Raw genomic sequence first — 24,696 nt, 5'->3', positions numbered from 1 at the left:
TCATTCCTCCTTGAAGGCCGTGCACTGGCTTTCGGGCTCATCAATGCCAAGCGTATCCAGTTCCGTTCGTTGGTGCAGGAAACCCTGAAGCGGTGCGAGGGCCACGACAGCCCGTCCCGTCACCAAAGGGATTGGTTGGCGCAACTGGCCGTTCCAGGCGCGGAAACTCATCGCCCGGCCCTTGAAGCCTGCCAGTTCAAATCTGTCCGACAGAATGTAGTCCGGCAGAACAGAAGGATCGCCAGATTGCGTTCGGGTCACAGCCTCGCCCAATGACCGAAACGCAGCCCATGCCGCATAGTCGATTGACCTCATCGACCGTCCTGCTTGATCGGCGAACCGGCTCTGCAACTGAACCGCCCCCCATTGCTCGACCACGGGCGACCACGCCACCGGTCGCAACCCTTCCGAACCTGCAACCGGTCTGGGTTCCCATGTGTTGAACGGTATGGACCGGGCAAAGTCGTTCAGTTCATCAGCAACCAGCAAGACATCGTAATCTCCGAAATCCTGAGTGAAAACTGGAACTTCCTGGGCCGCATTACGTCTCAGGTCAGCATCAAAACGCCAGATCTTTTCTGCACGAAACTCCAGTCCGAACTTGGTCAGCGGCTGTCTCAAGGCGTCTGCAAAGGCCACGTCCGACACGTGCTCTCCGGTGATCAGAACCAGATCGTCCCAGCGTCTTTTGACCAGAAACTGTGCCAATACGTCCGTGCGCATCGCGTCTGATGGCATAGTGTGCAGCAGGTTGGCGCGGCCGGTGGTATCTCTTATGTCGCGTTCGGGTGCAGACGCGTTGAACAAGATGGCGTCGGCGGCCTCGGGAAGATCAGCGACCGCCAGTTGCGCCTGCGCAGGTGCGTCCAATATCAGGAAGCTTGTCTGGGACAGGGCCCGGCGCGCCGTTTGAAGCCAATCCCAGTCTTGCGGGGCTGTCGCAACTGTCAGTTCGCACTTGTGACCCAGAAACTTGGCCGTTGTCAGATTGTCTGTCTGTGCCAGTTTCGCACCCGCCGCACCAAGGTCTTCGGGCAATGGGTCAAGGTTCGACAAAACCGGTGGTCGCCTGACCTGATGCTGAAGGTAGACAACAGATACAGAGACCTCAGCCGCAGCAACCATTGGCAACAGAACAAGGGTTGCTAAGACGCGAAAAACATGGCCGTGTTTGCTCCTCCTCCGATGCGCCTCCACTAAAATGAGTCCTTGGGTGGCATGCCATTCGACCTTTGTCGCACGCGGCGGATCATCTGCAACCAAGGTCGAATTTCACGATGGTTTTCCCTGAGCTATGACCGGGGCAAGCATCAGAAGGAGGAAACGATGCGTCTTGTATTTTTTTTCACACAGCGCTGGCTGGCCTGACCGCAGGCGGCATGGCGTTTGCGCACGGAGATGTCGCCCCGCAGCCGGTGAATACAGATGCCCTGCCGGATGTGGGTGAGGAATGGTTGATCGAAAACCCCTATCGCGATCAGGGTGATGAGGTTTGGCAAGCCGCCATCGAAATTGGCGATTCCGGTTACAATCAAAACTGTGCGCGCTGCCATGGGTTGGGCGTGGTTTCCGGCGGTTTGGCGCCTGACCTGCGCTAACTCGAGGCTGAAGAATATGGCGACGAATGCTACGTGGAACGGTTCCGCGAAGGCTATACCCAGAACGGGATCACCAAGATGCCGGCCTTCGGAGAGCTGTTGGGCCAAAAGGCCGCCTGGGCCATTCGCACCTATATCGAAACGCGCCGCGACGATGGAGCGCTGGACGATCATACGGATCGGCTGAAAGAAATCCGTGACCTTCTGGCCTCGATGGCCGACGGTGGGGAAGGCGATGCCGCGGCGCTTCGGTCGGAACTCAGCGAGATTGCAAGCACCGTGGAAACAGGATCGGGCGCCCCAGTGGCTGACAGCGTGGCCTTCCGCGCCGCTGTTCTGATCTCGGGCGACAGTCCTGATTTCGCGGAAGCCGCAGAACAACTGACAATTGGATTGTCTGCCGCGCAATAGGACGGCAGACTGAGGCACATGATCGGACGCTCACTTTTTCTCCTCCTGTTGGCTGCCACCCTTTCCACCGGAATGGCGATGGCCCGATGCGAGGATCATGTGCCTCAACCCAAACCACAAAACGCCGGTCGGGATATCGTTGGCGCCGATCTCGATACCATTGTCGAGCGTGGCTATATCGAATTCGCCGCCTATGACGATTTCCCACCGTGGTCCTATGAGAGGGACGGCAAGATACTTGGCGTGGACATCGACATAGGCAGGTTGATTGCCGAGGAGCTGGATGTTGAAGCGCGTTTCAATCTGGTGGCTGCCGGAGAAAACCTTGAGGCCGACCTGCGCAACTGGATCTGGAAGGGACCCCTGATCAATGGGCGGGTCGCAAATGTGATGTTGCACGTCCCCTATGACAGCGAATTCGCCTGCCGGGTCGAACAGGTGGTCTTCACCGGGCAATACCATGTCGAGGAAATCGCCATCGCGTATGGCCGCGATACCTATCCCGATGACCCGCCAGTTCCTGCGTATTTCCGGATCGACACTGTCGCCGTCGAGAACGATTCGATTGCCGATTTCTATTTGTCGGCATTTCCCGGCGGTCAATTGGCCCAAAACATGCGCAGATATCCCACTGTCGCCAAGGCAATGCAGGCGCTTGCCGGTGGTGCGACGATGGCGGCCATGGGACCACGTGCCCAACTTGAGGCCAGGCTGGCGCCAGAGCTGGACATCCATACCCCACCCCTGCCCGGTTTTGCCGTCAGTTCATGGACCACTGGCGTGGCCGTTCATTTCGCCTATCGCGGCCTCGGCTATGCTGTGGACGATGCCATTTATGCGGCGTTGCGGGACGGGCGCATCACCGAAATCTTCAATCGTCACGGCCTTACACTTTCGCCGCCCGCGCTGCGGTGACTACACCCAAGGTCTTATAGGCAAGGCGGCGAACACCGCGTAGCGTAACAAAAAATATACTTGGAGAAGTGAAATGGAACTCAATGACAGCCGCGTCATCGCCGCGCCGCGATCCAAAGTCTGGGCCGCGCTCTTGTCGGCAGAGGTTCTGAAAGAATGCGTGCCGGGATGTCAGGAGATGACAGGTTCGATCGAAGACGGGTTCGAGGCCACCGTCGTGCAGAAAGTAGGCCCGGTCAAAGCGACTTTCAAAGGCTCTGTGACCCTTTCTGATCTCGTGGAGCTTGAAAGCGTGAAGTTATCGGGTGAAGGTAAGGGAGGAGCCGCCGGATTTGCCAAGGGTGCGGCCGATGTCACCTTGTCGGACGCCCCCGAAGGTACGCTGCTGACCTACAAGGTTGATGCGCGCGTCGGTGGCAAGCTGGCTCAGTTGGGGGGGCGCGTGATTGATGGGGTTGCCAGAAAAATGGCCGACCAGTTCTTTGAGAACTTCCAGAATGCGGTCGAACCTCAGGATGCGCCCGAACCCGAAACCTCGGAAGAAGGCGAGACCGGGGAAGAAAAGAAAGGTTGGATCAAGCGCGTGTTAGGCGGTTGATCCTTTGGAATTCAGGGAGGAGAAAGTCATGAAGATTTCCATGACCGTGAATGGCAAAGCCGTAAGCGGAGACGTCGAGGGCCGGACATTGTTGTCCGGTTTTCTGCGCGATAACCTGTCTTTGACGGGGACGCATGTGGGGTGCGATACCGCACAATGTGGTGCTTGCGTGGTACATGTGAACGGCGAAGCCGTGAAATCGTGCAACATGCTGGCTGCCGAAGCAGACGGCGCTGATGTCGGAACTATTGAAGGTCAGGCATCGCCGGATGGTTCGCTGAACGTAATCCAGCAGGCCTTTCAGGATCACCACGGGCTTCAGTGTGGGTTCTGCACTCCGGGAATGGTGATGAGTACCGCTGCTCTGCTGAAAGAGAACCCGCGCCCGACCGAGGCCGAAATCAGGAAATATCTGGAAGGCAACCTGTGCCGCTGCACTGGATACCACAACATTGTCAAAGCGATCATGGCCGCATCTGGTCAGGACGTCGGCAGCATAGCTGCAGAATAGCATGAAGCGAGCAAAGAACATCTTTCCTTTCATCGCTATCGCACTCGTTTGTGTGGTTTTTTTACAGGGATGGAATGTGTTTGTGGAGTGGGTAAGCCCGCAACCACATAATCTGCAGATGTGGATACTTTTGGGAAAGTTGATCGTATTGGCCTTTGCTACCTTGACCGGGTTGTTGGCTTGGAAAGGCAAGGCCAGAACTGTCGGGAGAGACTGACGGTTCCATTATTCAAGATTTAGGGAGGAGAACAAGCAATGCCCAAAGACAGTGGCATCGGAGCCAGTTCCAAGCGACGCGAGGACGTGCGCTTTCTGACCGGAGCAGGCAATTACACCGACGATATCAACGTACATGGTCAGGCCTATGTGCATTTTCTGCGGTCTGACATCGCGCATGGCCGGATCAAATCCGTGGACACTTCGACGGCTGAAAGCATGCCCGGCGTGGTCAAGGTTTTCACCGGTAAAGACTTTGAAGGCGTGGGCGGGATGCCCTGCGGCTGGGAAGTCACCGACAAGCACGGCGCGCCGATGCAAGAGCCGCCGCACCCCATTCTGGCGCAGGGCAAAGTGCGCCATGTGGGAGACCCGATCGCCGCCGTTGTGGCCGACAGCCTTGAGCAGGCCCGCGACGCGGCCGAGGCCATCGAGGTGGATATCGAGGAACTGCCCGCGGTGATCGACATGAAAGCCGCCGCGCAGGATGGCGCGACCCTGGTCCATGACGATCTGAAGAACAACATCTGCTATGACTGGCAGCTGGGCGAGGCGGACGACGCCAAGGTGAACGAGGTGTTTGCCAACGCGGCGCATGTCACCACGCTGGAACTGGTGAACAACCGTCTGGTTGCCAACCCGATGGAACCGCGCGTGGCCGTGGCGGAATACAGCCGGGGCACGGATGAATACACGCTCTATACCACCTCGCAGAACCCGCATGTGATCCGACTGCTGATGTGTGCCTTCGTGCTGGGCCTGCCTGAGCACAAGGTCCGCGTCGTGGCGCCGGATGTGGGCGGCGGTTTCGGCACCAAGATTTTCCACTACGCCGAGGAAGCGTTTTGTACTTTCGCCGCCAAGGCCTGCAACCGTCCGGTCAAGTGGACGGCCAGCCGCTCCGAGGCGTTCATGTCGGATGCACAGGGCCGCGACCATGTCAGCAAGATCGAGCTGGCGCTGGATGCCGACAACAATTTCGTCGGGCTGCGCACCAACACATACGCCAATCTGGGTGCCTATCTGTCCACCTTCTCCAGCTCGGTCCCGACCTGGCTGCACGGTACGCTGATGGCAGGCAACTACAAGACGCCGGTCATTCAGGTGAACGTGAAGGCGATGTTCACCAATACAGTGCCGGTGGACGCCTATCGCGGCGCAGGCCGCCCCGAAGCGACGTACCAGCTGGAGCGCGTGATCGACAAGGCCGCGCGCGAGCTGGGCGTTGATCCGATTGCGCTGCGTCGTCAGAACTTCGTCACCCAGTTTCCCTATGACACGCCGGTGGCGCTGACCTATGACACCGGGGATTACAACGGGACCATGGACAAGCTGGAGGCCGCTGCCGATCTGGCGGGTTTTGCGGCGCGTCGTTCGGCCAGTGAGGCTAATGGCAAGCTGCGGGGCCTGGGCATCAACTGCTATATCGAGGCCTGCGGGATTGCGCCCTCGAACATCGTTGGCATGTTGGGGGCCCGAGCGGGTCTTTACGATGCGGCGACCGTGCGGGTGAACGCCACCGGCTCGATCAGCGTCATGGTTGGTGCGCATAGCCACGGGCAGGGGCATGAAACCGCCTTCCCGCAGGTTGTGGCCGACATGATCGGCATCGACGAGTCGATGGTCGAGATCGTGCATGGCGATACGTCGAAGATCCCGTTTGGCATGGGCACCTATGGCTCGCGTTCGCTGGCCGTTTGCGGGTCTGCCATGGTCAGGGCGACCGAGAAGGTGATCGACAAGGCCAAGAAGATCGCGGCCCACCTGCTGGAGGCGTCCGAGGCCGATATCGAGCTGAAGGACGGTCAGTTCAGCGTTGCGGGTACTGATAAGTCAGTGGCCTGGGGCGATGTGACCCTGACGGCCTATGTCCCGCACAACTATCCACTGGAAGTGGAGCCCGGGTTGGAGGAAACCGCGTTCTATGATCCGGCCAACTTTACCTTCCCGGCAGGCGCCTATGCCTGCGAAGTCGAGGTTGATCCGGAAACCGGTCAGGTCAGCATCGAGAAATTCACTGCGGCGGATGACTTCGGCAACATCGTTAACCCGATGATCGTGGATGGTCAGGTGCACGGTGGTATCGGTCAGGGCATCGGGCAGGCGCTGCTTGAGAACTGTGCCTATGACGAAAACGGCCAGCTGCTGAGCGCGTCCTTCATGGACTACGCGATGCCGCGTGCGGATGACGTGCCATTCTACGGTGTCGACCATTCCAGCCAGACGCCGTGTACCCACAACCCCTTGGGCGTGAAAGGCTGCGGCGAAGCCGGCGCGATCGGCTCACCGCCTGCGGTGGTCAACGCGGTGCTGGATGCGTTGAACTCGGGTGGAAGGGCTATTGATCATATCGACATGCCGATGAGCCCGTCACGCGTTTGGACGGCGATGCAAGGTTGAGAGGTTAGAGTGCGAGGGGCCAGCCCCTCGCGCTCCCCGGGATATTTATAGCCAGATGAAGGGCGGATCAGCGCCTTTCGGAAAGGAAGAACGAAATGTACAGTTTCGAGTTTGAGAAACCCTCGACTATAGCTGATGCGGTTGCCGCACTGACGGCTGAGGATGCGCAGGCGTTGGGGGGCGGACAGACGCTGATCCCAACATTGAAGCAACGGTTGGCGGCCCCGTCCAAGTTGGTGTCGGTCAGCGGAATTCCCGAGATGCAAGGCGTTTGCGTCGAGGATGACGGATCGGTGTCGATCGGTGGCGCGACGCCCCACGCTGTCGTCGCCCGCGAGGCCGCGGGATCATATCCAGCGCTTGCAGCGCTGGCCGGTCAGATCGGCGATCCGGCAGTCCGCAACCGCGGGACGATTGGCGGTTCGGTTGCCAACAATGACCCTGCGGCCTGTTATCCGGCAGGGGTATCGGGATCAGGGGCGACAGTGGTGACCAATACCCGCCGGATTGCCGCCGATGACTTTTTCCAGGGAATGTTCACGACGGCGCTGGATGAGGGTGAAATCATCACATCGGTCCGTTTCCCGGTACCGCAAGCGGCGAGCTACCAAAAGTTCCTTCAGCCAGCGTCGCGATTTGCGCTTGTCGGGGTCTATCTGGCCCGCTTCGCAGACGGAGTACGTGTCGCGGTAACCGGCGCGAGCGAGGACGGCGTTTTCCGGTGGTCAGAGGCTGAACAGGCGCTGAACAAAGAATTTCGCCCTGATGCCCTCATGGACCTGCGCGTGAACCCGGTGAACATGATCGCTGATCTACATGGCAGCAAGGAGTATCGAGCACATCTCGTTTCGGTCATGACCAAACGCGCGGTTGCAGACTGCATATAAGCCACTCTCAAAGAACTCGAAAAGCCTCGGTGTGATCCGGGGCTTTTTGACTCTGAAGCACGACCACTTTCCCATTGGGGCGAACACAGATTGCGATGCAATCGCCGGCTGCCCGCGCAAGGGCCGCTGCTATTTCAGTCTCGGAAGCATGACAGAATGCCGTTGAAAGCGCGCCTGCTGTCGCAGCATCCAGGGCCTGGACACTGACCGTTGACCAAAGCGGTGCGTTTTCGCCCATCGGGTCGATGATGTAAGCACCGCCGGACCGCAGGCGCATGACGCCGGGGCTGGACGTAGCGATGGCGCGGTCTTTCAAATGCGTGGCTTCCTCAAGCCCGTGCAATGGATCCGAGACACCCAGCAGCCACTGACGGCCACTTGCATAATACTCTCCGATATTGACCAGAACCTTTTCCCACCCGGCCTTGCGCAAGGCGCGATCGACCAGATCAGTAGCAAAACCCTGAGCGGTGCGGTTCCAATCCCTGCATTTTCTCACGCGCGACTGCCAAAGCAGCACCCATGACAGATTCATGCGCGATCCGCACCATTGCCGTCGCCTTTGTAACCCCGTCCAAATACACCAATGACGACCCGCTTGCTGCATCGCCGTACGGGGTTCCGACAACGATGGAATCCGAGAACGAAAGGCCCCTGTATTGCTCGAAGAATTTGTGGAAAGGGGCCTTTCCCAGCCCTGAAACAAAAAAAGGTTCGTTATGTTCAATCAACTGCACGTCAAGAAAACGCCCTTCAAGATCCAGCACGATCAACATGTTGATCGGTGCGCCGGAAAAACCGGGCAATGGCGCCAGGGGCTCCGATTCAAAGACATAGCCTGCATCGGCCCCGCCGGAGTTCAGCAGACTGTCGACGCCGTTCTCGTTCAACGCCGGCCCCAAAGAGAACGGCGCGCGGATATGGGATTCGATATCTTCGCGCGACAAAGGTTCGGCCAAAGCCGCCAGGCCACTGAAAAGCAGCATCTGAATGCCTGCGAGTACGCGCATGTTCGAAAGACCAGCTTTCCGCCCTTCGCTGGAACATTCGATGAAAGTCCTAAGTTCCTGCCGCGGCCCTGTGACAGCCTTTTATCCAAAGTTGCAACAGCAAGGAAATTGACCCTGGCGGGTGATGCGGCCCTCGCCGGTCCGGTGAGCAAACTGTCACCACAACAGCCAGAGGTGGCGGAAGTACGGGGTATGCGGGCAGTCGATAGGGGGCAGACTTGGTTCTCCGTTCAGTACGGCATCGACCCCGGGGTAATTTTGGGGTTTTTCATTTCAAAGGCTACGATCTGCCAAAAAAGAACAGGCCGCCCAGTTGGGGCGGCCTGACCTGTTTTTTTTGAGCCTATGCCTTATTCAGCAGCCTGCGTGCTGCTGGCAGAGTGCTTGTCACGCTGACTGTCGCGGAACAGCGCCTTGGCCAGCGATACGCACATCAGACCCATCACCACGGTGAACGGAAGCGCACCGATGATCATGGCGTTGCGCAGTGCGTCCATCGGGTTGTTTTCACCGGCCGCCAGGATCAGCGCGCCGATCACCGCCGTCAGGATCACACCCCAGATGATGCGGTGCTTGATACCGGTTTCCTGGCTACCACCCGACATGATGGTGTTCATCACCAGAATACCCGAGTCAGCCGAGGTCACCAGGAAGGTCATGATCAGGATCACGCACATGATGTTCAGCATGGACAGAAGCCCACTGTCGATCATGTAGGACAGGGTTACGAACAGCTTGTTGGTGTTCGATGCGCCAATGATCGCACCTTCCGCCGCGCCTGCCAGTTCCAGATCGATCGCTGTGCCGCCCAGAACGGTCATCCAGGCAAAGCATACCAGCGCAGGTGCGAACACGCAGCCCAGAATGAACTCACGAACGCTGCGCCCCTTGGAGATGCGCGCCAGGAACAGACCCACGAAGGGCGAGAATGCGATCCACCATGCCCAGTAGAAGGTAGTCCAGCCTGATTGCCAGCCGAACTGACGACCTTGCTCACCCGCAGCATAGGCCGCGGCCAAGGTTGCTTCGTCCAACTCGGCTGCTGCACCTTCCAGACCGCTTTTGAAGCCGTCGAAGCTGCCCCAGGCATTGGTCGCGCCTGCCATCAGGTCTGCGGCATGTGCTTGCGCCTCGGCCGGCAGGGCCGCTGCGAATGCTTCGGCCGACAGCGGGCCATAGGCGTTAAAGCTGAGCGACACGAAGTGCAAAATGTAGTCGATCATCGCAGTGCCATAAGTGGTCATGGCAAAGACAAACGAACCGAAGACCACGAAAGTGCCCAGCAGGATGATCGACAGCACCAGGTTCAGGTTGGACAGGTACTTGACACCTCGGCCAACACCGGAAACCGCCGAAATGATCGACAGACCCATGATGACGACCAAGCCTGCAATCAGACCAACCTTGCTGGGGGTCGGCACCTCGCCACCCAGATCCATGATCCACTGCATGCCGGTGATGGCATAGAGGCCGTCGATGAACTGGCTGACGCCAAAACCGATAGTTACGGACACGCCGAGGATCGTTGCGACAACGCCCAAAACGTCGACCACGTGGCCGAAAAAACCATTGACGAAACGGCCAAACAGCGGAGTCAGCGCCGAGCGGATCGTCAGAGGCATGTCGCGTGTATAAGCGTAATACGCCAACGACAGACCGGTCACCACGTAGATCGCCCAGGCGTGGAAACCATAGTGCAGGAAAGTGAAACGGTAGGCCGATTGCAGTGCCTCAGGCGTGTTACCTTCGACCGCGCCGGAAACGACAACCGGGTTAGATCCCCAGAGACCCAGCGGTTCTGCTGTCGCAAAGACCATGAGACCGACACCAAGACCGGCACCGAACATCATGGAAAACCATGAGAAGTTCGAAAACTCGGGCTTTTCCCCCGGCGTTCCCATGATCCGGCGACCCGTGGACGGAATGATCGCAACAACGGCCAGGAAAAAGAAGAAAAAACCGACAATGACGATGTAGAAGCTGTTGAAGACTTCCAGCAACTGGCTGTTCAGGCTGCCCAACGTGCTGTTTGCATTCGCAGGGAAAACCAGGGCCCACAGGACCAGCCCGACCATGATGGCCTTGCTGATCAGGGCAATTGGGACGCTGTAGTTTTCATAGAATCCGGAATCAGCCGTTTCTATTTCAACGTCCGTGAAAGGTTCGGGTATCGACATATCGCGCGTTCCTCCTCGAGTGTGTCGTTTTTGTTCTTCTGGAAAAAGTGCTGGAAACCATCGCGTTGCACGACGCGGACAATCATGCACGATGCGCAAACCGATGGTGAGTTGTGTTCAGCCCAAACTTGGGCTTGCAGTAACAACGCGTGCTCCCATTACGTTTCTTACTGCAGATCTCCTCCCGATTATTCGCTGCCAGCCGACATCCCTGGTCCTAGTGATAAGTCAGCATGTCTTTAAACATAATCGCAGCGTCGTAAGTTGTTATTGGGCTTCCAGTTTCGAAACACCTATAGCATGGGTTAAGTGTTCTAATTTGAGAATCCGACACTTCGATTACATGAAACGACTATAAAACTCACTCGTTTTCCATGTTAGCGAGAACAGTGCAATGCTATGAATTGCGGTAGCCATCATACTGTCTATAGCTTCAGGACCAGTTTCTCGGACTTGGCCCGCGAAACGCAGGTGCACAGGAATTCGTGGCTTTCCCGCTCTTGCGGTGTCAGTATTCCGTCGCGGTGGTCGACCTGACCTGACACTACGTCAACAATGCATGACCCGCACAACCCTTCAGAGCAGCCGAAATCGACCTGCACGCCGTTGTTTTGCAATACTTCGAGAATGGTTTCCTCCTTTCCGACCGGGTAAACCGCGCCGGTTGACTGAATTTCGACCCGGAATTCGGCGTTTGTGTCGTGCTCGATATCAGATGCGGCTGCAAATCGTTCAAAATGGATGGCACCGCCGCGCAAGGATGCACTTGCTTCGAGAACAGCATTCAGCATCGGTTCAGGTCCGCAGGTATACACATCCGCACCCATCGGCGTCGATTGCATGACCGATGCAAAATCAAACTGACCGTCAGTATCATCGCAGTGCAAATGATACCATTCATCCAATCCAAGCGAACGAAACTGCGCATCCATCGCGGCATATTCCCTTGACCGCACCAGGTAATAAACCCGAAAATCCTGCCCTCGGTTCAACAGTTCCCGCGCCATTGCCACCAGCGGCGTCGCCCCAATACCGCCTGCAATCAACGTGACGTGCCGATCGTGACTTTCGAGTTTGAAGTGATTACGCGGCCCACCGATTTCGACCATCGACCCATCTTGCAGCGCGTGCATCGCCACCGAGCCGCCACGCCCTTCATCTTCGCGTTTGACGGCGACATTGATTACGCGACCGTCCTGACTCCAGCTCCACAGTGAATACTGCCGCACCAGATCGTCGGCCAGATGGATATCGACATGTGCGCCGGGTTGAAGACTTGTGAAGCGGCCGTTTTCGATTTCAAAGCAAAAATCGGACGTGTCCGGGCTCAGCTGTGTTTTGCGCACGAGGCGGGCAACTTGTGTATCCATCACACATCCTGTTCGTTCTCGGTCGACTTTGGTCCTGTACCCGATCGCAAACAGCAGGAAAAAAACATAGATTTCAATTGCAAAATTTCTCACATTCGGATGAATGTAGCTCACCTCTATCTCTTGAGCCACGCAGCAGCCATGTCACGACGCCACTATAATCTTCCACCCCTTACGACTTTGTCGGCCTTCGAGGCCGCCGCGCGGCATCTCAGTTTCAAAGAAGCGGCCGGCGAACTGTCGGTTACGCCGGGTGCTGTCAGCCACCAGATAAAAGCGCTGGAAAGTGAACTGGGTTCAGCGCTGTTCGTCAGAAAACACAGGGGCGTGGAACTGACCGAAGACGGCCAGGACCTGTTCGAGGTGCTCGGTTCGTCGTTCCGGCAGATTTCGAAGGTGCTTGAAAAGATTCGCAGCGGCGATTCAGAAAATCCGGTGACGGTCGGGTCCACTACCGCTGTGGCGGCGTTGTGGCTTTCCCCGTCGGTCATCCGGTTCTGGCAGGACTACCCGCACGTGAAAGTGAACCAGATGGCACAGGACAAGCCATTCTCGGACAGGCCGGATATCGACTTTTTCATCCGCTACGGTCGTGACGTGAACTCGCAGCTGAACCATACTAAACTGTACCGTGATACTCTGACGCCGGTCTGTAGCCCCGAGATGGCCATGGAACTGAAGGGGGCAAGCCTGGAAGACCTGGTCGAACGTCGCCTGATCCACCTTGAAACGCAGGACAACACCTGGACCACCTGGCCATCTTGGTTTCACGACCTCGGATATACCGGAGTTGTACCGGTGCAGTCGCGTGTAAACAGCTATGCCCTGGCGTTGCAGTTGGCCCGCAAAGGGGCCGGGCTTGCATTGGGGTGGAAACGCTTGATCCAGCCCATGCTGGCATCAGGAAAACTTGTGGCGCTGGAAGAATTCAGCCTCCCTGCCCCGAACAATTTTTACCTCGTCGGTCGCCCGGACGACCAGCTGACAGAAGGTGCCCTGGCGCTGAAAAACTGGTTGCTGGATGAATTGTCCGGGGGTTCGGTTTAGTCTGCCTCAATCCGCCATGAGGTTTTTTGGTATTGAATGAAGCCGGCTCGACCGGCCAATGGGAGTAACGTTCAACACATTCCGAATTACTCAGGAGCAACCGATGAACAAGCATTCAGCGCTTTCGTCTGTTCTGACCCCGGTAAACACCGCCAAGGGCCTGCCGAACGAGCATTATGTCGATCCCGCTGTCTTTGCCGAGGAACGGGAGGCGGTCCTGTTCGCGAACTGGTCGGGCATCGGTTTTGGCAAGGACATTCCCGAAGCGGGAGATGCCTTTCCGATCGACTTTCTCGGCATGCCGCTTCTGATGGTTCGCGACCGTGACGGACAGATCGGCGTTTTCCAGAACACCTGCCGCCATCGCGGAATGATCTTGGTCGACAAGCCGCAGAAAATCCGCGGCGCGATTCGTTGCCCCTATCACAGCTGGTGTTACGGCCTGAATGGCGAGCTGCGCACTGCGCCGCATGTCGGTGGCCCCGGACAGAACACGCATGAAGATCTGGACTTTGCTGAACTGGGCCTGATCCGCATACGTTCCTATGTCTGGCGCGACGTTGTCTTCGTAAATGTGGATGGCAACGCCCCGGAGTTCGAAGAGGTCCATCGCGAATTGATGGAACGCTGGAAAGATTTTGAACAGCCCATGTATCATGGCGGTGCGGGCGCGTCTGTCCGGCTCGAGCTGGAGTCGAACTGGAAACTGGCGGTCGAAAACTTCTGCGAAAGCTATCACCTGCCTTGGGTTCACCCGGGCCTTAACAGCTATTCGCGTCTGGAAGACCACTACAACATCAATGAACTGGGCAAGTACTCGGGTCAGGGCACCTACGTCTATCGTCAGTTCGAAGGTCAGAACGGCGAGAAGCTGGATGACTTCCAGAACCTGAGCGAACAGTGGAATGAAGGGGCGGAATACATCGTCGTGTACCCGAACACCTTGCTGGGTGTTCAACGCGACCATGGCTTTGCCTTCATCATCGATCCGATCACCCATGAGCGGTCGAACGAAAGGATCGAGCTGTACTACGCCAAAAAACCGGAAGACGCACCCGAGCACGAAGCGTTGCGCGCAAAGAACGCGCAGCTTTGGAAAACCGTTTTCGAAGAGGATGTATTCGTGGTCGAGGGCATGCAGAAAGGCCGTCATGGCGTCAAATTCGACGGTGGTCGCTTTTCGCCCGCGATGGATGGCCCAACGCATTGTTTCCACCACTGGGTGGCCACTCAGATCGAAAAAGCCCGTGCCGAGGCATGAGCGGCTTTCCGGCCGGACCATGGGTTGAGGGCGCCACGGATGCGCCCTGCTCTGTCATTTGCAATCAGGAACATCGCAGATGCAGGCGATGTTCCGCGATTGCGGAAAGACGCATGCGGCTGCGTGTGATGGGTTAATCAAGGGACGGTTCGCATCGTTGATGGCGTCGAAAAATCAGGATTCAGGCGCAAAAAGGTAGAAAGCAAATGATTGCGTACAAACCAACACACTTCGCGTTTCCGGTAAGAGGCTGACCTTGGATCTGCGAGAACTCGACAAGCAACTGTTGCAGGCTCATGCGGATAATGATGTGCCTGCGCTGATCCGGCTGTACCACGAAGCAGCCGACAGGGCCGAACAAAATCAGGATCTCGACGCTGCTTGTTTTTACCTTACACATGCGTTTGTGTTCGCGCTGGAATACGGTGCGCCCGAAGCGGATGAGTTGAACCGAAAACTGTACGAACGCGGCCGCGTCCATCGTTTGGTGTTCTGACGAAATCGGTGTAGTTGGGGTATCGTGCTGGCAAAGAGACAAAGCATGACCCATTTCACCTTTCTGTGCCTCGAAGATTTCCCGCTTGCGGCCCTGTCCATGGCCATCGACCCGCTGCGCGTGGCCAATGAGATCAGCCGCAGCGATGGTCTTGGCTGGACTGTCGTATCGGAAGATGGACAACAGGTCATGTCCAGCTCACGCCTCAGCATCAACCCTGACAAGGCGTTGTCCGAGGTGGAGGAAACCGACGTCGTGCTGGTCTTTGCCGGGGCCTCGGCCCGGTTGAAGGATCGCAAGGCTTCGGGCGGAGCGCTGCGGCGGCTTTTGTCCCGTGGCGCGCGGATCGGTTCGGTCAGCGGCTCACTTTTTGCGCTGGCGGAAGAAAAGTTCTTCGATGGTTACAGTTGTAGCGCACATTTCTGCTATACCGCTGCTTTGAAGGAACAATTCGACAGGGTGAACCTGTGTGACACGCTCTATACGATAGATCGCAACCGAATGTCCTTTGCTGGGACTTCAGCGGTGTTTGAATTCATGCTGGGCGTGATTTCGGACGAGGTGTCTGATGCAGTTGCCGTCGAAACCGCCTGCTGGTTCCAATACGCGACTTTGCGCGATGCGGATACGTTGCAGGTTTTGCCGGGCTACAGCAAAAATCAGACCCGCAATGCCCTGCCGCGCCCGGTTCGACGGGCCATCGAGTTGTTTGCAAACAACATCGAAAACAAGATCTCGATCGAGCAGGTTTCGAAACGCGTTGGCATGTCCATCCGGCAATTGGAACGGCATTTCAAGAAGGAAACCGGGATCAGTCCCGGAGGGTACTATCGCAGGCTGCGACTGGATGCGGCGCGGCAGAAGCTGCTTTACACCGACCAGTCTTTGCAGGAAATCGCGCTTTCGGTCGGGTATGACAGCGCCAGTTCGTTTTCAAGCAACTATCGGCGCGAATTCGGTCTGCCGCCGACACAGGAACGCAAGGAACGAAGCCGCGGTGCCAGACACGCGGCTTTGTCCTTTGGGCACCGTCCTTCACAGGGCCTTGGCCACCTCGATCAGCATGTGGTGAACTGAAATCGCATAGCTGCGTGGCGCGTAGACCGAAAAATCCGTTCCCGCCTCATTGCAGCGCAGCAGGCACCCCACATGGTGGATTGCAGTGCGGTTGAAAGCTCCGGCCTGCATCTGCTCGACATCCAGAACGGTCAGGCGTTGCAGCAAGCCTGTGGCACCCTGCCCGGTCATGTCGATGCGTGTGAACGCGTCAGACTGATCGGTCACCGACGCCATGCCGGCCAGCTCAGCCTCCATACGCCTGGCCAACTCCAACGGGCCTGCAAAAGCTTCCTCGCACAGGTACTGATCCGGGCCCAGCCAGTGCAGGCTGCTGGATTCGCCCTTTTCCCACCGCCCCGCCTCAGGCGCCGGGATTCCGCAAACGGTTTGAAGTTTGGCTTTGACGGTTTCCTCCTGCCCCAACCGGGCCGAGACGGATGCCAGCGCCACATCCTCCCGTTCCTGAAAGGTCAGAGTTCCGACCACGTCCCGTTTGGGTTCACTGCCGCCAATGGCGGTCTTGGCAACAAAATCACGCACGGAGCCGTTCTCCTTCGGGGTCAAGGAAATGCGCGCTGACAAGCGTCGCTTTGATGTTGGTGTCATCCACCGGGCTGACAATCTGTACGGTGTCGCCCAATCGCTGCGCCCCGCGTTTTACAAAGGCCAGGCCGATGCTGCTGGACAGGTGCGGCGAATAGGCAGCCGATGTGACATAGCCCAGATCGTTTTCCGGCACGTGCGGCGCATCTTCGTCGAACACATGGCCACCGGCCAGCACGGTATCGGCAGTGTTGACCGGCTGAATGCCGACCAAAGCCAGGCCATCCGGATCCGTCAGAGCTTCGCGTGCGCTGAGCGTCGCACCGATACTGTCTTTCTTGGCCGAGACCATGCGCCCCATACCCAGGTTGTGGGCGCTGGTGGTTCCGTTCAGTTCGTTTCCGGTGGCGTGCCCCTTTTCGATCCGCAGAACACCAAGCGCTTCGGTGCCATACGGCGTTACGCCAAAGGGTTCCCCAAGCGCCATCAAATGTCGGATCAGCGCGTCACCGTACCGGGTCGGCACGGCCAGCTCATAGGCCAGTTCACCCGAGAACGAGATACGGAACAGCCGCGCCGGGATCCCCCCGGCAATGGTCACCTCGCCACACGCCATGAAGGGGAAACCTTCGTTGCTGATGTCATAGCCGTCATCAACGACCTTTTGCAGCAACTCACGGGATTTCGGGCCCGCTATGGCATATTGTGCCCAGGCGTCGGTGGTCGAGATCATCTGCACATCCATGTCCGGGAACAGGCATTGGCGCACGAACTCCATGTGGCGATAGACACCAACCGCGTTTGCGGTTGTCGTGGTGACCACAAAGTGATCCTCGGCCAGGCGGGCGGCGGTGCCGTCATCCATGGCAATACCGTCTTCGCGCAGCATCAGACCATAACGGGTCTTGCCCACCGGCAGTTTGGCAAAGCCGTTGCAATAGATCTTGTTGAGGAACTCTGCCGCATCCGCGCCCTGCACGTCGATTTTGCCCAGCGTGGTCACGTCGCAGACACCGACACCGCTGCGTACGGCCAGAACTTCGCGATCCACGGATTCGCGCCAATGGGTCTCACCAGCCTTGGGGAACCACTGCGCACGCAGCCAGGGGCCCACCTCGACGAATACCGCGCCCTGTTCTTCGGCCCATTGGTGGCTGGGCGTCAGTCGCGTCGGTTTGAATTCTGTCCCGACCGAGCGCCCGGCCCAGGCCCCCATCGCCACCGGCGTGTAAGGTGGCCGGAAGATGGTTGTGCCGGTTTCGGGAATGCTCTTGCCGGTGATCTCGGCCATCACGGCCAGCGCGCCGACATTCGCGGTTTTGCCCTGATCGGTCGCCATGCCAAGGGTGGTATAGCGTTTCAGATGCTCGACACTGCGGAAGCCTTCCTGTTCGGCCAGTTTGACGTCCTTGACGGTCACGTCATTCTGGAAGTCCAGCCAGGCGCGGCCTTTGCCGGGCACGTGCCACAGCGGGGTGATACGGATCACATCATCCTCAGCTTTCGGCAGGTCGACCGGGCAGGCCCTGATCCCCAGCCCGTCAAGCGCCGCAAGTGCCGCATTGGTGCCCGAGGCGACCGCCCCGTGGCTGGTCAGGTTGCCAGCGGCGGCACCGGCGACCACCATACCCTTCGGCAGTTCGGCCGGCGGGATGAAGGTTGCAAGCGGTTCGAACCATTGCGGGCGGCCGCGTTGGTGGCATGTCAGTTGCACATTCGGATTCCACCCACCCGAAACGCCCAGACCGCTGACTTCGATGGGGCGGGTCTGACCATCGGCCATCTGCACGGTGATCGATTTCAGCCCCAGACGACCCTGCGCGTTGGTCACATGCGCCCCGGCCAGCAACTCACACTCGGCGATGCGCGGAGCATCGCGGCGCGGGTCGATCACGGCAACAACCTTGATCCCGGCTTTGATCAGATCCTGAGCAGCGCGGTGTCCTTCGTCGTTGTTGGTGAAGATCGCCACGCGCTGGCCCGGCGTCACAGCCCAGCGGTTTGCATAGGCCCGCATCGCGCCCGCCAGCATTATGCCCGGTCGGTCGTTGTTTTCGAAAGCAATCGGACGTTCGGTAGAGCCGGCACAAAGCACCGAGTGTTTCGCGTAAATGCGCCACAGAATCTGGCGTGGTTTCCCCGCCTCGGGCACCGCAAGGTGATCCGAGACCCGCTCAAGCGCGCCGTGAATGCCGTGATCATAGGCGCCGAACACGGTGGTGCGCGTCAGAAGGCGCACATTGTCCATCGACGCCAGCTCTCCCAGTGTCTGCGCGACCCAATCGGCATTCGATATGCCCTCGAACCGGTCACAATCAGACAATAGACGCCCACCCATCCGGCTGTCTTCGTCGGCCAGAATGACCCGCGCGCCAGACCGCGCCGCCGTCAACGCCGCGATCAGGCCGGAAGGACCGGCACCGATAACCAGGACATCGCAATGCAAATAGCCCTTGTCGTAGATATCCGGGTCGGCCTCCTGCGTCAGGTTGCCCAGACCGGCCGCCTTGCGGATCATCGGTTCATAGAGCTTTTCCCAGAACGCCTTGGGCCACATGAAGGTCTTGTAATAGAAACCCGCCGTCAAAAACGGTGAGAGGCGATCATTGATCGACAGCGCATCGAAGGTGAGCGAGGGCCAGCGGTTCTGCGATGTCGCCTCGAGCCCGTCGAACAACTCGACCGTGGTCGCGCGTGTGTTGGGCTCCTGACGGTTGCCCGTGCGCAGCTCGACCAGCGCGTTGGGCTCTTCCGAGCCCGAGGCCAGCACACCGCGTGGACGGTGGTACTTGAACGAGCGGCCAACCAACCGCACGTCATTGGCCAGCAGAGCCGAGGCCAGCGTATCACCCTGATAGCCTTCGTAGGATTTGCCATCGAAGGTAAAGCGCAGCTTTTTGGACCGGTCGATCAGACCGCCCTGCAAACGATTGTTCTGGGTCATTTTCCCCGCCCCGTCTTGCGGGCTACATCCCGCGCCAGTTCTGTTGCCAGAATTTCATGGGTCAGCGTGTCGCGTGTCACAACAAGCCACGAGCGGTCGCCCTGCTCGTGAAACCACAACTCGCGGTGGGTTCCTGCCGGGTTGTCGCGCAGGTAGAGATAGTCGTGAAACTCAGCGGCGGCCGTGTCGGATTGCCAGTCGGGCCGATTGATCAGGCTCGCGTCGCCCAGATAGGTGAATTCGGACGCGTCTCGCGGGCCAAGCAGTGGATGATTGATGATCATGTGCGGGCCTCCTCAGTGCAGGTTGGGCTGTGCGCCCACACCTTTTTCGTCAATCATCCGGCCGGTTCTGAACCGGTCCAGCCGATAGGCAGTTGCAACGTCATGCGGTCGGTCGGTGGCCATCAGATGCGCGAAACAAAAACCAGATGCCGGCGTTGCCTTGAACCCGCCATAGCACCAGCCACCATTGAAGTAGAGCCCGTCAATTCCGGTGTGATCTATGAATGGCGAGCCATCCATCGACATATCCATCACGCCGCCCCACATTCGCAGCAGACGCGCGCGACCGATCATCGGCATAAGGGACATACCGCCTTCGGCCACGTCCTCGACCACAGGCAGGTTGCCGCGTTGCGCATAGGTGTTGTAGCCATCGATATCGCCGCCAAAGACCAGACCGCCCTTGTCCGATTGGCTGACATAGAAATGTCCGGCACCATAAGTGATCACCCCGTCAAGCACCGGTTTCAGCCCTTCGGTCACAAAGGCCTGGAGCACGTGGCTTTCGATCGGCAGGCGCATCCCTGCCTTTGCCATCACGCGCCCGGAAGACCCGGCAACCGCCACGCCCACCTTCTTGGCGCCGATGTAACCCCGTGTGGTTTCAACGCCCAGCAGTTTTCCGTTTTCGATGCGGAACCCGGTGACTTCGCAATTCTGGATGATGTCGACCCCCCGTTGATCCGCGGCACGGGCATAGCCCCAGGCCACACCGTCATGACGCGCCGTACCACCGCGGCGATGCAACAGACCGCCCTTGATCGGAAACCGCGCATCGTCAAAGTTCAGGAACGGATACATCGCGCGAACGCCCTCTGCATCCAGCAGTTCCGCCCCAGAGCCGGTGAACATCATCGCGTTGCCGCGGCGACGATACGCGTCACGCTGCGCGTCCGTATGACAGAGGTTCAGAATACCGCGCTGGCTGACCATCGCATTGTAGTTCAGGTCCTGTTCAAGGTTTTCCCACAGCTTCAGCGACAGCTCATAGAATGGCTGGTTGCCATCCAACAGGTAATTGGCGCGAATGATCGTTGTGTTCCGCCCGACGTTGCCGCCACCGATCCAGCCTTTTTCCAGAACCGCCACCCTGGCGGCGTTGTGTTCCTTGGCCAGATAGTATGCCGTCGCAAGGCCATGACCGCCGCCGCCGATCACGATGAAATCATAGCTTGATTGAGGCTCGGGATCGCGCCATGCCGGTTTCCAGCCCCGATGCCCGTTCAAAACCTGCCGCATAATCGCGAGTGCCGAATACCGCATGAATTTGTGTCCTTAACCCTCAGTGCGCCGAAGTATCATGTGCCGCCGGGAAAGCCCCAGTCACGACGTAATCCGTCACGGAGTTTATCGGTTGCGACAATTTTCAGGCCGGTATTCGGTTTGATTGTCGCGCCACCTGACGGTTTTCCGGTGCATGCATCACGGGCCGGCACAGCCATCGCGCGAAGAACGCGATGCCAACCATCCGGCCGATCTCCGGTTGCCCACCATGACCGCGGCGTTGCAGTTGCAGGAATAAAGGCAACGCACCTGTCTAGCGGGGATCAGAACCGCAACAATTCAAGCGTATGCCCGGCGGGCAGGTCTTCGATCTCAGCGGGTATGATCGCCAACCCGTCTGCCTGCGCCAGCAAGGCAACACGGCCGCTATAGGATGGTGCCATCAGACGCACTTTGGGAAGGCCATCGGGCGAGGTGCCGTCAATCTGGACCGGACGGTATTCCTGCCGGCCCGCGTGGCGCTGCGCGGGTTCAGCCAGCACGGCCTGAACAGGTATCTGAGGCCTGTGGCGCAGACCCGCACGGCGCGCCATCATCTGCGATCCGATTATCTGCCATGTCACATAGGCCGAAACAGGGTTGCCCGGCAGACCAACATAGAGAGCATGCCCGCGCCTCCCGAACATGACCGGTTTACCCGGCTTCATCGCCACTTTCATGACATCGGTTTCGCCGCCGATCTCACTGAACAGTCTGGGCATGTGGTCTTCATCCCCAACAGACACCCCCCCGGTTGTAACGATCAGATCCGAGGCATCGCACGCCTCGCGCAGAACCTGTTCCAGACGGGTCGGGTCATCCACGACCGGCCCCCGGTCGGTCAGTTCGATCCAGGGTTTTTGCAACAGCGCCAGCAGCATATATCGGTTCGAGTTGTAGATTTGGCCGGGGCCAAGGGGCTCACCCGGTTGGCGCAGTTCGCTGCCTGTCGAAAAGATCGTGACCTTCAGTTTTCGGAACACCAGGACCTCGCCGTACCCGGCGGATGCCAGGGCTGCCACCTCACGCGGTCCAATTTCACAGCCGCCTCGCAGGACCAGCCCCCCGGCACAAAGATCTTCTCCCGCGCGCCGGATATGCTGGCCCGGTTTCGGGCGTCGGCTGAAGCGAATCCTGTCGTTCAGAAGATCGCAGTCTTCCTGCATCAACACGGCATCGAATTCAGGCGGCACCGGAGCGCCCGTGAAAATGCGCAAAGCGCTGCCTTCGGGGGCATCATGGTCGCCACAGTCACCCGCAGCCACGCGCCCGGCGATGGGCAGCTCGAACACCGGCCCGTCACCCAGATCACCGGTGCAGATGGCATAGCCATCCATGGCCGAGTTGTCGAAGGCAGGCATGTCGACCTTGCTGGCGCAATCCTCGGCCAGAACCCGGCCTATCGCCTGTTCCAGCGGCAAAATCTCGGTTTCGGCAACAGGATCGGCGACGGAAAGACCGCGCTGAAGGGCGTCATCTACAGTCAGATACATGTGGGCGTGGCGGTCACAGGCGCATCCATCAGCCATTTTGAGTCTCCGAAAACATAAAGGGTCCTGCGAACCCCGGCTGTTCGGCCGGATCGAGATTGGGCAGACCGGCCTTGACCGCTTCCAAATCCGAGTTGGGATCACCAACGACCGGCAGCGTACCCATGTTATGCAGACCATGCGCGGCGCGACCTATGCCGTCGCCGCCTTCTTTTCCGGACGACAAATCCGGCTCGGGTTGGCCGCAAAGCTCAAATACGCGCGCGCAGTCAGAGCCCATGCCAGGGGTGGACGTTGCGGTGGGCCCTCTCGACGACCTCTTGAAGCCCACGGTATCCCAGGCAGGGATTGGTGCAGATAGCGTCAGCCAAGTGTTCATCCGTCCCTCCGGAGTTCAGGCCGCCCGGCGGGACCCCCCCAGCAGGTCAGCCGAAACGCTGATCATCACCGGCAAAAGGAAGCGATGGCTTTTGTCGCACAGTCCGGCCGGAAATTCCCGGCCAATGGACAGCACGGCGGGTTAACTGTCATTGACATAGGTCATGATCCGCTGTTCGGGCGCTCCATCGGGAAGGGTACATTGCCGCCTCTGTTGGTTCCGCAGTTTCTGTTGGTTCCGCAGGTATTGAAATCACACCCGCAGCGTTGCGCTGGCCCTTTGGTCGGTTTCGAAAGGAAATAGGCTGGCTTGGCCGCGAAAAAGTCGACAAGTGCAGATGTCGGGATCTTTTTCAGCAGATCCCGGCCGAATGCCAGACGTTCTTGACCGTCATGTAATTCTCAAGGCCTTCGGTTCCGCCTTCCCGGCCGTAACCACTGGATTTCACGCCCCCAAAAGGCGTTTCAGGCATGGATGCTTCAAGTGTGTTGATCGACAGATTGCCGACCTCGACCTCGTCGATCAGACGGTCGATGTAATCCGCCCGGTTGGTGAAAGCGTAACCCGCCAGCCCGTAGGGAACTGAATTCGCCAGATCGATCGCCTCATCCAGCGAAGCCACCGAGTTTATCACCGCAACCGGTCCAAACGGCTCTTCGCGCATGATCCGCGCCGTTTCGGGAACGTTCAATAGAACCGTGGGTTCAAAGAAATATCCCCGTTCACCAAGCCGCGATCCGCCTGTGGCAAGCGTTGCCCCCTGTGCCACCGCGTCTTCAACCAGATCTGACAAGGCCGGCACGCGCCGGTCGTTGGCCGTTGGGCCCATTTCAACGGTTGCGTCAAGCCCATTGCCGACGACCGTGGCTTTGGCCCTTGCAACAAACCCGGCCGCATAGGCGCCAAAAATACTCTCATGCGCGAAGAAACGGGTTGGCGACGTGCAGACCTGACCGGCATTACGCATTTTGCGGACCGCGCCTGAAACAGCCGCCGATTGCACATCCGTATCTTCGCAAACAATGACCGGCGCGTGGCCGCCCAACTCCATGAGCACACGGGTGTCGTGCCGGGCCGCCAAAGTGGTCAAATGGCGCCCGACGGTCGTCGAGCCCGTGAAGGCCACCAAGCGAACGGGGTCCTGCGGGATCAGGTGGCCGGATATCTCGGACGGTTCACCGAACACCAAATTCAGAACCCCTGCTGGCAGACTGGCATCTTCGAACGCTTTTGCTATGTGCAAAGCTCCGGCAGGCGTTTCTTCTGCCGCTTTCAGAATCACCGAACAGCCAGAGGCCAAAGCACCGGCGATTTTCCGGGCAGGTTGGCTCATGGGGAAGTTCCACGGCGAAAATGCCGCAACAACGCCGACGGGCTGGTGATGAACTGCAAACTTGTGGCCCTGAGCGGCCGGAATGATCCGTCCATAGGTCCGCATCGCCTCGCCCGCATCCCATTCAAAAAACTCGGCGCCGCGAATGACCTCCAGCCGGGCCTGTTTCAGGGGCTTGCCATGTTCGAGAGTTATAGACTGCGCGATCTCTTCCTGTCGCTGGCGCATGAGGGCTGCCGCCCGCAAAATCGTATCCGCGCGTTCCCGCGGCGATGTGCGGCGCCACAGCCGAAAGCCTTCGACAGCCGATTGCAGAGCGTCATCCAGGTCTTTCACCGATGCGCAAGGCAATCGGCCGAGTTCTTCCTCGGTCGCCGGGTTGACAACCGGGATATCGCGCCCGGTTTTTCGCCACGTGCCACCGATGAACAGCTTGAGTTCTGGATACATGAAACCGGCGCCTCCGTTTGCCTTGCTTTTTTGATCGCGCGATGCCTCGTATGA

The 24,696-nt window shown here is 58.7% G+C and carries 21 protein-coding genes and 1 pseudogene; 10 read left to right on the top strand and 12 right to left on the bottom strand.

The features are described from left to right. Complete coding sequence (locus NOR97_RS18100) at positions 1 to 1,056, bottom strand: ABC transporter substrate-binding protein (RefSeq protein WP_306980159.1); 1,056 nt, start codon at positions 1,054 to 1,056, stop codon at positions 1 to 3. A gap of 323 nt (positions 1,057 to 1,379) precedes the next feature. On the opposite strand from NOR97_RS18100, the pseudogene pedF reads away from it, so the two are divergent. The 6 genes and pseudogenes from pedF to NOR97_RS18070 all read left to right on the top strand — a co-directional run bounded on the left by pedF (position 1,380) and on the right by NOR97_RS18070 (position 7,536). Further along, positions 1,380 to 2,009, top strand: a pseudogene (pedF, locus tag NOR97_RS18095) (cytochrome c-550 PedF). Between the two features lie 18 nt (positions 2,010 to 2,027). Next, positions 2,028 to 2,924 (top strand): ABC transporter substrate-binding protein, encoded by an 897-nt coding sequence (locus NOR97_RS18090; protein WP_257600918.1) that lies wholly within the window; start codon positions 2,028 to 2,030, stop codon positions 2,922 to 2,924. A 73-nt stretch (positions 2,925 to 2,997) separates the two neighbouring features. Next, entirely contained in the window at positions 2,998 to 3,522 is a 525-nt protein-coding gene (locus NOR97_RS18085) for a CoxG family protein (RefSeq protein WP_257600917.1), read from the top strand. 28 nt (positions 3,523 to 3,550) lie between these two features. Further along, entirely contained in the window at positions 3,551 to 4,033 is a 483-nt protein-coding gene (locus NOR97_RS18080) for a (2Fe-2S)-binding protein (RefSeq protein ID WP_257600916.1), read from the top strand. Positions 4,034 to 4,288: 255 nt separating this feature from the next. After that, positions 4,289 to 6,649, top strand: a complete 2,361-nt coding sequence (locus NOR97_RS18075) for a xanthine dehydrogenase family protein molybdopterin-binding subunit (protein ID WP_257600914.1) — start codon at positions 4,289 to 4,291, stop codon at positions 6,647 to 6,649. A 95-nt stretch (positions 6,650 to 6,744) separates the two neighbouring features. Then, positions 6,745 to 7,536, top strand: a complete 792-nt coding sequence (locus NOR97_RS18070; RefSeq protein ID WP_257600912.1) for a xanthine dehydrogenase family protein subunit M — start codon at positions 6,745 to 6,747, stop codon at positions 7,534 to 7,536. A gap of 7 nt (positions 7,537 to 7,543) precedes the next feature. On the opposite strand, the gene NOR97_RS18065 is transcribed toward NOR97_RS18070, so the two are convergent. The 4 genes from NOR97_RS18065 to NOR97_RS18050 all read right to left on the bottom strand — a co-directional run bounded on the left by NOR97_RS18065 (position 7,544) and on the right by NOR97_RS18050 (position 12,093). Further along, the gene (locus NOR97_RS18065) at positions 7,544 to 8,035 is read right to left on the bottom strand and encodes an FAD:protein FMN transferase (RefSeq protein WP_306980145.1); all 492 of its coding nucleotides are present in this window, start codon (positions 8,033 to 8,035) and stop codon (positions 7,544 to 7,546) included. Further along, positions 7,986 to 8,546 carry a hypothetical protein gene (locus NOR97_RS18060; protein WP_306980143.1) on the bottom strand — a complete coding sequence of 187 codons (561 nt, stop codon included), beginning with the start codon at positions 8,544 to 8,546 and terminating at the stop codon, positions 7,986 to 7,988. The genes NOR97_RS18065 and NOR97_RS18060 overlap by 50 nt, the downstream gene beginning before the upstream one ends. A gap of 350 nt (positions 8,547 to 8,896) precedes the next feature. Then, positions 8,897 to 10,723, bottom strand: a complete 1,827-nt coding sequence (locus NOR97_RS18055) for a BCCT family transporter (protein WP_257600909.1) — start codon at positions 10,721 to 10,723, stop codon at positions 8,897 to 8,899. A 425-nt stretch (positions 10,724 to 11,148) separates the two neighbouring features. Further along, positions 11,149 to 12,093 (bottom strand): PDR/VanB family oxidoreductase, encoded by a 945-nt coding sequence (locus NOR97_RS18050; RefSeq protein ID WP_257600908.1) that lies wholly within the window; start codon positions 12,091 to 12,093, stop codon positions 11,149 to 11,151. A 99-nt stretch (positions 12,094 to 12,192) separates the two neighbouring features. Between NOR97_RS18050 and NOR97_RS18045 the strand changes: the two genes are divergently transcribed. From NOR97_RS18045 to NOR97_RS18030, 4 genes are all read left to right on the top strand, one after another. Further along, positions 12,193 to 13,140, top strand: coding sequence for a LysR substrate-binding domain-containing protein (locus tag NOR97_RS18045; RefSeq protein WP_306980807.1), 948 nt, complete (start codon positions 12,193 to 12,195; stop codon positions 13,138 to 13,140). 103 nt (positions 13,141 to 13,243) lie between these two features. Further along, entirely contained in the window at positions 13,244 to 14,401 is a 1,158-nt protein-coding gene (locus tag NOR97_RS18040) for an aromatic ring-hydroxylating dioxygenase subunit alpha (RefSeq protein WP_257601387.1), read from the top strand. A 256-nt stretch (positions 14,402 to 14,657) separates the two neighbouring features. After that, positions 14,658 to 14,897 (top strand): hypothetical protein, encoded by a 240-nt coding sequence (locus tag NOR97_RS18035; RefSeq protein ID WP_257601386.1) that lies wholly within the window; start codon positions 14,658 to 14,660, stop codon positions 14,895 to 14,897. A gap of 45 nt (positions 14,898 to 14,942) precedes the next feature. Next, a complete protein-coding gene (locus NOR97_RS18030) occupies positions 14,943 to 15,974 on the top strand; it encodes a GlxA family transcriptional regulator (protein WP_257601384.1) in 1,032 nt (343 codons plus the stop codon). Here NOR97_RS18030 and NOR97_RS18025 read toward each other — a convergent pair. From NOR97_RS18025 to NOR97_RS17995, 7 genes are all read right to left on the bottom strand, one after another. After that, the gene (locus NOR97_RS18025) at positions 15,933 to 16,496 is read right to left on the bottom strand and encodes a sarcosine oxidase subunit gamma (RefSeq protein WP_257601383.1); all 564 of its coding nucleotides are present in this window, start codon (positions 16,494 to 16,496) and stop codon (positions 15,933 to 15,935) included. The two genes, NOR97_RS18030 and NOR97_RS18025, sit on opposite strands and share 42 nt — an antisense overlap. Next, on the bottom strand, positions 16,489 to 19,443 hold the full coding sequence (locus NOR97_RS18020) for a sarcosine oxidase subunit alpha family protein (protein ID WP_257601382.1): 2,955 nt from the start codon (positions 19,441 to 19,443) through the stop codon (positions 16,489 to 16,491). Before NOR97_RS18020 ends, NOR97_RS18025 begins: the two co-directional genes overlap by 8 nt. Next, the gene (locus NOR97_RS18015) at positions 19,440 to 19,727 is read right to left on the bottom strand and encodes a sarcosine oxidase subunit delta (RefSeq protein WP_171119335.1); all 288 of its coding nucleotides are present in this window, start codon (positions 19,725 to 19,727) and stop codon (positions 19,440 to 19,442) included. Before NOR97_RS18015 ends, NOR97_RS18020 begins: the two co-directional genes overlap by 4 nt. Before the next feature lie 12 nt (positions 19,728 to 19,739). After that, a complete protein-coding gene (locus NOR97_RS18010) occupies positions 19,740 to 20,990 on the bottom strand; it encodes a sarcosine oxidase subunit beta family protein (RefSeq protein WP_170345456.1) in 1,251 nt (416 codons plus the stop codon). Between the two features lie 284 nt (positions 20,991 to 21,274). Beyond that, positions 21,275 to 22,519 carry a gephyrin-like molybdotransferase Glp gene (glp, locus tag NOR97_RS18005; protein WP_257601381.1) on the bottom strand — a complete coding sequence of 415 codons (1,245 nt, stop codon included), beginning with the start codon at positions 22,517 to 22,519 and terminating at the stop codon, positions 21,275 to 21,277. Beyond that, a complete protein-coding gene (locus NOR97_RS18000) occupies positions 22,512 to 22,859 on the bottom strand; it encodes a hypothetical protein (RefSeq protein ID WP_257601380.1) in 348 nt (115 codons plus the stop codon). Before NOR97_RS18000 ends, glp begins: the two co-directional genes overlap by 8 nt. 352 nt (positions 22,860 to 23,211) lie before the next feature. Then, a complete protein-coding gene (locus NOR97_RS17995) occupies positions 23,212 to 24,642 on the bottom strand; it encodes an NAD-dependent succinate-semialdehyde dehydrogenase (RefSeq protein WP_257601379.1) in 1,431 nt (476 codons plus the stop codon). Between the last annotated feature and the right edge of the window lie 54 nt (positions 24,643 to 24,696).

This window comes from Ruegeria sp. YS9 (assembly GCF_024628725.1).
In the GTDB taxonomy this organism is placed as follows: Bacteria; Pseudomonadota; Alphaproteobacteria; order Rhodobacterales; family Rhodobacteraceae; genus Ruegeria; species Ruegeria atlantica_C.
This window is presented reverse-complemented; position numbering and strand designations above follow the sequence as displayed.

Excerpts from the sequence above, each read along its gene's own strand:
- NOR97_RS18090 (WP_257600918.1), top strand. The coding sequence starts at position 2,028 with ATGATCGGACGCTCACTTTTTCTCCTCCTGTTGGCTGCCACCCTTTCC.
- NOR97_RS18085 (WP_257600917.1), top strand. The coding sequence starts at position 2,998 with ATGGAACTCAATGACAGCCGCGTCATCGCCGCGCCGCGATCCAAAGTC.
- NOR97_RS18080 (WP_257600916.1), top strand. The coding sequence starts at position 3,551 with ATGAAGATTTCCATGACCGTGAATGGCAAAGCCGTAAGCGGAGACGTC.
- NOR97_RS18075 (WP_257600914.1), top strand. The coding sequence starts at position 4,289 with ATGCCCAAAGACAGTGGCATCGGAGCCAGTTCCAAGCGACGCGAGGAC.
- NOR97_RS18070 (WP_257600912.1), top strand. The coding sequence starts at position 6,745 with ATGTACAGTTTCGAGTTTGAGAAACCCTCGACTATAGCTGATGCGGTT.
- NOR97_RS18060 (WP_306980143.1), bottom strand. The coding sequence starts at position 8,546 with ATGCGCGTACTCGCAGGCATTCAGATGCTGCTTTTCAGTGGCCTGGCG.
- NOR97_RS18055 (WP_257600909.1), bottom strand. The coding sequence starts at position 10,723 with ATGTCGATACCCGAACCTTTCACGGACGTTGAAATAGAAACGGCTGAT.
- NOR97_RS18050 (WP_257600908.1), bottom strand. The coding sequence starts at position 12,093 with ATGGATACACAAGTTGCCCGCCTCGTGCGCAAAACACAGCTGAGCCCG.
- NOR97_RS18045 (WP_306980807.1), top strand. The coding sequence starts at position 12,193 with ATGAATGTAGCTCACCTCTATCTCTTGAGCCACGCAGCAGCCATGTCA.
- NOR97_RS18040 (WP_257601387.1), top strand. The coding sequence starts at position 13,244 with ATGAACAAGCATTCAGCGCTTTCGTCTGTTCTGACCCCGGTAAACACC.
- NOR97_RS18030 (WP_257601384.1), top strand. The coding sequence starts at position 14,943 with ATGACCCATTTCACCTTTCTGTGCCTCGAAGATTTCCCGCTTGCGGCC.
- NOR97_RS18020 (WP_257601382.1), bottom strand. The coding sequence starts at position 19,443 with ATGACCCAGAACAATCGTTTGCAGGGCGGTCTGATCGACCGGTCCAAA.
- NOR97_RS18015 (WP_171119335.1), bottom strand. The coding sequence starts at position 19,727 with ATGATCATCAATCATCCACTGCTTGGCCCGCGAGACGCGTCCGAATTC.
- NOR97_RS18010 (WP_170345456.1), bottom strand. The coding sequence starts at position 20,990 with ATGCGGTATTCGGCACTCGCGATTATGCGGCAGGTTTTGAACGGGCAT.
- glp (WP_257601381.1), bottom strand. The coding sequence starts at position 22,519 with ATGGCTGATGGATGCGCCTGTGACCGCCACGCCCACATGTATCTGACT.
- NOR97_RS18000 (WP_257601380.1), bottom strand. The coding sequence starts at position 22,859 with ATGAACACTTGGCTGACGCTATCTGCACCAATCCCTGCCTGGGATACC.
- NOR97_RS17995 (WP_257601379.1), bottom strand. The coding sequence starts at position 24,642 with ATGTATCCAGAACTCAAGCTGTTCATCGGTGGCACGTGGCGAAAAACC.